The sequence below is a fragment of the Lysobacter sp. Root690 genome, from assembly GCF_001427785.1.
GTDB lineage: Bacteria > Pseudomonadota > Gammaproteobacteria > Xanthomonadales > Xanthomonadaceae > Lysobacter.
This window is the reverse complement of record NZ_LMHM01000018.1, coordinates 504046-510791: the sequence shown is the minus strand read 5'-3', so window position 1 is coordinate 510791 and position 6746 is coordinate 504046. Positions and strand designations below refer to the sequence as shown.

Here is a 6746-nt window from a genome sequence, read left to right as displayed (position 1 = left end):
TGGCGCACGGCGTGCATCCTGCACGCCGCCCTTCGGGTGTGCTGTTGCTAACGCGAGTTCGATACTTCGCAGCGCTGGATGAACTGCGCGGCTTCTGGCTCAAGCAAAAGCAAAAGCTCAAGTTCAAGTCCGGCTGCAACCAGAATTTGAGTTGATTGGCTGATGGCGGCAGTGTTGATGCTACGCATGTCCGACAACGCGTTGGGCGAATCGCATTCGCTGATGAATGCCATGGCGCTTGAGCGAATGTCGACTCAATTCACCACATGCCCCGCACACCCCGCATCCTTACCAGGTCCCAACTCCAACGTAGCCAACAACGCCGCCGGCGGCGCGATGGTGCCCAGCGCGATCGCCGCCGCGCCGCGCAGGCCCAGGCGTTTGTAGTCGGGACGCGCGTTGGGTTGCTTGAACGTGCCGGTCACCATCAGCGGCGCGCGCAGCGACAGGAAACTGCGGTCCTTCGGGCGCGCGCGGATGGTGAGGTCGAGTTTTTCTTCGCGCAGATTGATCGTGCCGGCACCGACCAGCACCGTGTCGCTGGTGTCGAAGGCCAGCGACTGCGCGGTCATCACCCCGTCGTTGACGGCGAAGTCGCCGAACGCGCAGCGGATCGGGATCTTGCGGTCCTTGGTCAACTTGAACTTGAGGATCTCGGCCAGATCGATGCCGGCGAATTCCATCAGCAGGTTGCTGATCTGGCCCTGGCCCATGCCGACCGCGATGCTGCCGTCGCCGCTGCCGAGCATCTTGGCGATCGAATTACCGCTGCCGCTCAGGGCGATGCGCCCGCCGACCTTGCCGACCGCGTCCTGCGCCAGTTTCACTTCAGGCAACAGCTTGGACAAAGTCAGGCCACGCGCATTGATGTCGGCGCGGGTGCGGATGGTGGCGTTGCGCGCGTCCATGGTGATGTTGGAACGGATGTCGCCGTCGGCGACGCCGAAGTTCAGCGGATCGAGCTTGAGCAGGCCGTTCTCCAGCAGCAGATGCGCCTGCATGTCGTCCAGCGGCCAGCCCGGCGCGTTGATGCGCGCAGCCTTGAGCTTCACGTCCGCATCCATCGAGCGCAGTTTGTCGAGTCGATACGGCGTGTCGGGTAGCAGCTTGGGTTTCGCGTCCAGTTGCGCGTTCTGCGCGGCGAGTTCGGGATTGGTGCTTTCGCCGCGACCGGTCTGCGGCGGCGCGCCGATGAAGCCGGCGAGGTCATCGAAATCCAGGCGCTTCGAGATCAAGTCGGCGCGCAGATACACCCGCGGTCCGCCGGTGTCGACGCTGGCGTCGCCGGCCAGATCGCTGTCGCCGACCTTGCCGGTGAAATCGTTGTAGTTCCAGCGCACGCCGTCGCGGCGCAGACGGCCGTCGAGCGCGTACGGAGGAGTGGGCGGAATCGCCACCCCGATCAGCGGATACAGGTCGGCGAGGTTTTTGCCGGCCAGCGCGAACTGCAGGTCGAAGTCGCGCAGATGGAATGGGTCGACCAGTTCGCCGCGCGCATGCGCGCGGGTCGCGCCGGCGACCGCGCGCAGGTTCAATCGATACGGTTTCTCGCTGTTGCTCAGTTCCAGCGGCGATTCTGCGCGGCCTTGCAGGGTGAAACGGTTGGCTTTCCAGTGACCGCCGCCGTCGACCTCGACCGGCGGCGCGGCATCCTCGCGGCGCGGCTGGCGGCTGTTGACGCTCAGGCGGATGTCGGTCTTGCCGGCGGGGTCGAGGAATTCCATGCGGCCGTCCTGGATCCAGATCTTGCGGAACTTCGGCAGTTCGCCGCCGCCGCCGCGTTCGAACACCCAGTTGCCGCCGTGCTTCGGATCGGTCTGCAGATTGACCCGCGGCTGGGTCAGGCGGATGTCGGGAATGCGAATGTCGCCCTTGAGCAAGGGCCAGACTTCCAGTGACAGTTCCAGCCGTTGCGCGGTCGCCATCATCGGCTGCTTGGCCCACGCCGCATTGGCGAAGCTCAGTCCATCGGCGCGGATCACCGACACCCGGCCCAGGTCGACGTCGAGGTTGCCGTCGATCTCGAACTTGCGTCCGGTGCGCGCTTCGACCTGGCGTTCGATCGGGCCTTTGAACCAGTTCCAGTCCCACAGCAAGATCAGCACCCCAATGGCCAGCGCGATCACGCCCAGCAGGCTGAGCCAGGGATGGCGGCGTACCGGCGCGAACCATCCGCGCGCGGTCGCAGCTTGATCGGCGCTGTCGCCAGCGGTGTTGTTGGAAGCGGAAATGTTCGGATCGGGTGTGCTCATCGCGTAAGCGCGAAGGCCGGGGCGTACCGGCGATGCGACCGCAACACGGCGCAGCGCCCTCTCGGCCCGCGCGGCGGGACCTGTGGTGAGGTTGGACCCACCATCGCGACAGGCCGGTAAAGCGAGAGTGAATGCGTCGTCGACGCAGCGTGCGGCGTTCAGCCGTTCGGGCGCCGAGGATCAGGCGCTAAGTCTCACGCCTACGGGTCAGGTACCGGAAATCAGACGTGAAGCCGGCACCACCTGCGACAGCACCGCGATGTAGTGGCAGACACTGCCGCCGACGACGAACAGATGCCAGATCGCATGCGAATACTTCAACGACGGCCGGTGATAGAACACCGTGCCCAGGGTGTAGCAGATGCCGCCGGCGAGCAGCCAGCCCAGCGTCGAGGCGTCGAGTGCATTGAGCAAAGGCTTGGCGGCGACGATCACCAGCCAGCCCATGGCGATGTAGATGATGGTCGACAGCAGCTTGAAACGGCCGGTGTAGAACAGCTTGAACACGATCCCGGCCACGGCCAGGGCCCAGATCGCGGCGAACAGGCCCCATCCCCACGGCCCGCGCAGGCCGATCAGGGTGAACGGGGTGTAGGTGCCGGCGATCAGCAGATAGATCGCGCAATGGTCGAAGACTTTCAGCCGGCCCTTGACGACCGGATGTTGGATCGCGTGGTACAGGGTCGAGGCGAGGTACAGCAGCAGCAGGCTGATCCCGAACACGATCGCGCTGCCGAGCTGCCAGGCGTCGCCGTACAGCGCGGCCAGGGTGATCATCACCGCACCGCCGGCCAGGGCCGCGGTGGCGCCCAGACCGTGGGTCAGGGCATTGGCGATCTCTTCGCGGATCGAGTGCTCGCCGTGAGCGGGGGCATGGGCGATGGTCATGGTTCCAGCATCCTAGCGCGGTCTGGGGCCAATGCTCGGCGCGAATGCGAATCGACCGCAACGGCAAGACAGCGTGGATTCGGTTTCGCGACTTCGGTCACGCGGGGCCGGGCTTGGGTCGTGGGCCGACTCAGTGGGGCGGGGCGACAGGCCGGGCGCCGGGCGATACCCATGCGGCGGGATCGCGATTCAGGCGCACCGCGCTCGTTGCCGCGCTGATGGCGATGGGCATTCATCGCGGTGGCGAAGCCGCGCTACGCAATTCGACGATCCGGACGCGCCCGCGCCGCGCCGCCTTCACTCAAGCGCGTTGAGCCGCCGGATCCGCCGCAGCCGGCGCTGGATCTTGTGCGGCCGGGCGAAACTGTACTGCTCGACTTCGACCAGCAGCGCGCAATCCTCGCCGAACGCCTCGCGCATCGCGTACAGGCGGCCGTTGCCTTCGAACGCCAGCCAGCGCTCCCCGTCCTGCACGACCTTGATCTGCGAGACCGAGGGAATGATGGCGTTCAATGCGGCCAGATCGAGCCGGCCGTGCGCGAGCAATTCCTCGCGGCGCGCGCTCAGCGCCTGCGCCCGCGCGCGGGTGGCCTGCAGCGCCGATTCGCGGTCGATGCCGTGGATCGGATGCAGCGCCCGCAACGGCACCATCGCCTGCGCCTTGTCGCTGCGCAGACGGTGGATGTCCACGATCACCTTGCCCATGTAGGCGTCCTTGTAGTCGAGCGCGGCGACTTCGCTGCGCTTGCTCAACAAATACGTCCACCAGCGGCGCAGCGGCGACATCAGTCCAGCGCCACCGCATGCGCGTGTTCGCGCGTGGCCAGGAATTCCACGCCCGGCGCGCGTTCCTGCGCCAGTTGCAGGTTGACCCGGGTCGGCGCCAGGTAGACCAGTTGCCCGGCCGCATCCAGCGACAGGTTCAGCGCGTTCTTGTCGCGGAATTCCTCGAGCTTCTTGGCGTCGTTGCAGCGGATCCAGCGCGCGGTGGCGACGCTGACCTGCTCGAAGCTCGCATCCACGCCGTATTCGTCCTTCAGGCGATAGGCGACCACGTCGAATTGCAGCACGCCGACCGCGCCGAGGATCAGGTCGTTGCTCATCAGCGGGCGGAAGAACTGGGTCGCGCCTTCTTCCGACAACTGCGCCAGGCCCTTCTGCAACTGCTTGAGCTTGAGCGGATCGCGCAGGCGCGCGCGGCGGAACAGTTCCGGGGCGAAGTTCGGGATGCCGGTGAACGACAGCGGCTCGCCTTCGCTGAAGCTGTCGCCGATCGAGATCGTGCCGTGGTTGTGGATGCCGATGACGTCGCCGGGGAATGCGGTCTCGGCGATCTCGCGATCGGAGGCCATGAAGGTCAGCGCGTTGGCGAGTTTGACTTCCTTGCCGGTGCGCGCGTGGAAGGCCTTCATGCCGGCGTTGAACTTGCCCGAGCAGATGCGCATGAACGCGACCCGGTCGCGGTGCTGCGGGTCCATATTGGCCTGGATCTTGAACACGAAGCCGCTGAGTTTTTCCTCGCCCGGCTGCACGTCGCGGGCGGTGGTCTCGCGCGGCTTGGGCGAGGGCGCGTGCTCGATGAAGAAGTCGAGCAGCAGCTGCACGCCGAAGTTGTTGACCGCCGAACCGAAGAACACCGGGGTCTGTTCGCCGGCCAGGTATTTGTCCTTGTCGAACGGATGCGAGGCGCCTTCGACCAGTTCCAGTTCGTCGCGCAGTTCGGCCAGCATCGGCGCGCCGATCCGCGCTTCCAGCGCCGGGTCGTCGATCGAGGCGAAGATGGTCGAATCCTGGCGGGTGAAGTTGCGGCCCTGTTCGTACAGATGCACCTCGCCGGTCATCAGGTGGACCACGCCCTTGAGGCGCTGGCCCATGCCGATCGGCCAGGTGATCGGCGCGCATTGTATGCCGAGCACGCTTTCGACTTCGTCGAGCAGGTCGATCGGGCTCTTGCCCTCGCGGTCGAGCTTGTTGATGAAGGTCATGATCGGCGTGGTGCGCAGCCGGCAGACTTCCATCAGCTTGATCGTGCGTTCCTCCACGCCCTTGGCCACGTCGATGACCATCAGCGCCGAGTCGACCGCGGTCAGCACGCGGTAGGTGTCCTCGCCGAAGTCGGCGTGGCCGGGGGTGTCGAGCAGGTTGACGATGTGGTCTTCGTAGGGGAACTGCATCACCGACGAGGTCACCGAGATGCCGCGCTCCTTTTCCAGCGCCATCCAGTCGGAGGTCGCATGGCGCGCGGCCTTGCGGCCCTTGACGCTGCCGGCCATCTGGATCGCGCCGCCGAACAGCAGCAGCTTTTCGGTCAACGTGGTCTTGCCGGCGTCGGGGTGCGAAATGATCGCGAAGGTGCGGCGGCGGAGGGCTTGTTGGGAGACTTCGGACATGAGTACGGCGCGCCGGGGGCGCGTCGGCCGGTAAGGGGAAGGCGGCGATTATACCTGTGGACGGCGGCGGGGCTGGGGAGGCTTGTCGAAGGCCGTCCAGAGGGTGCCTCAGCCGGCTGGCTGTTGTGTGAGGCCTTTCAAGCCCGACGCTGTTCGGTCCGACGCCGCGATCTGAGAGAAAGCGGCGGGCCTGAAGGCCCTGCCACGAAAGACCTCGGAGCCTCGAGGCTGTTCCGAATCCCGAATCCCGAATCCCGAATCCCGACCCCTACCGCGTCCCGCCGCTGAGCCGCAACGGCCCCTGCGGCCCGTTGATCCGCACCGGAATCGACTCCAGCCGCATGCCGCGGTTGATCTGCACCGCGAAATGCAGGTGCGGTCCGGTGCTGAAACCGGTGTTGCCCGACAGGCCGATCTGCTGGCCGGCGCGAACCCGCTGACCGACCCGCACGATCACGCCGTTGTCGGCCTTGAGGTGGGCGTACAGGGCCATGGTCCCGTCGTCGTGGAGGATGCGCACGAAGTTGGCGCGGTCGCCGAACTTTTCCAGGTTGAGCCCGGCCTTGTCGAAATCCGACTCGACCTGCATCACCACGCCGTCGCGCGCGGCCAGCACCGGGGTGCCGATGTCGGCGGCGAAATCGATCGCGTAGCGATGTTCGGGCTCGGTGTGGCTGAAGTGGCCGCCGTAGCCCTGGTCGATGCGGAACTGCTGCTGTTGCAGCGGCAGCAGGTACTCGACGTTGCGCGCGCGGGCGCGCGGGTCGCCGGGCACGCTGCGCATGGTCAGTTCGAAATCGCCGCCGCGGGTCGGGTCCTGGGCGCTGAGCACGGCGACCACGGCGCTGCCGCGCGCGTCCACGGTGGCGTTGGCGGGCAGGCTGGGATTGCCGGCGATGTTGTTGCTGTGGGTGAAATCGAGCTGCACCTCGACCGGCCCGGACAGGCTGTTGTCGGCCCAGGCCAGGTAGCGGTCGCCGTCTTGCTGCACGCGCAGCCGCGCGATCGCGCCGGGCTCGGCGCGGAACGGAATGACCTTGACCTCCGACGGCGGCGCCGCGGACGGCGCGCGATCGCCGTAATGGGTGATGCCGCTCTTGTCGGTCCAGCGATACAGCTTGCCGGCCTGCGCCGCGGGCGCGGCGAGCAGGAGCATGCACAGGCACAGGGCGATCGAGGTGGGCAGGCGCGGCATAGTCGGGTCGGGCGGGGGCGG

General features: G+C 66.7%; 5 protein-coding genes. All 5 read right to left on the bottom strand.

Annotation, left to right across the window (positions count from 1 at the left end):
• Positions 1 to 254 precede the first annotated feature (254 nt).
• Complete coding sequence (locus ASD86_RS25335; protein WP_056117228.1) at positions 255 to 2252, bottom strand: AsmA family protein; 1998 nt, start codon at positions 2250 to 2252, stop codon at positions 255 to 257.
• A 207-nt stretch (positions 2253 to 2459) separates the two neighbouring features.
• A complete protein-coding gene (locus ASD86_RS25330; protein ID WP_056117226.1) occupies positions 2460 to 3140 on the bottom strand; it encodes a hemolysin III family protein in 681 nt (226 codons plus the stop codon).
• A gap of 297 nt (positions 3141 to 3437) precedes the next feature.
• Positions 3438 to 3926, bottom strand: a complete 489-nt coding sequence (locus tag ASD86_RS25325; RefSeq protein ID WP_056117224.1) for a hypothetical protein — start codon at positions 3924 to 3926, stop codon at positions 3438 to 3440.
• Positions 3926 to 5530: a peptide chain release factor 3 gene (locus tag ASD86_RS25320; protein ID WP_056117222.1), complete on the bottom strand. Its 1605-nt coding sequence runs from the start codon at positions 5528 to 5530 to the stop codon at positions 3926 to 3928. Before ASD86_RS25320 ends, ASD86_RS25325 begins: the two co-directional genes overlap by 1 nt.
• Before the next feature lie 268 nt (positions 5531 to 5798).
• Positions 5799 to 6725: a peptidoglycan DD-metalloendopeptidase family protein gene (locus tag ASD86_RS25315; protein WP_082578709.1), complete on the bottom strand. Its 927-nt coding sequence runs from the start codon at positions 6723 to 6725 to the stop codon at positions 5799 to 5801.
• Positions 6726 to 6746: the final 21 nt, after the last annotated feature.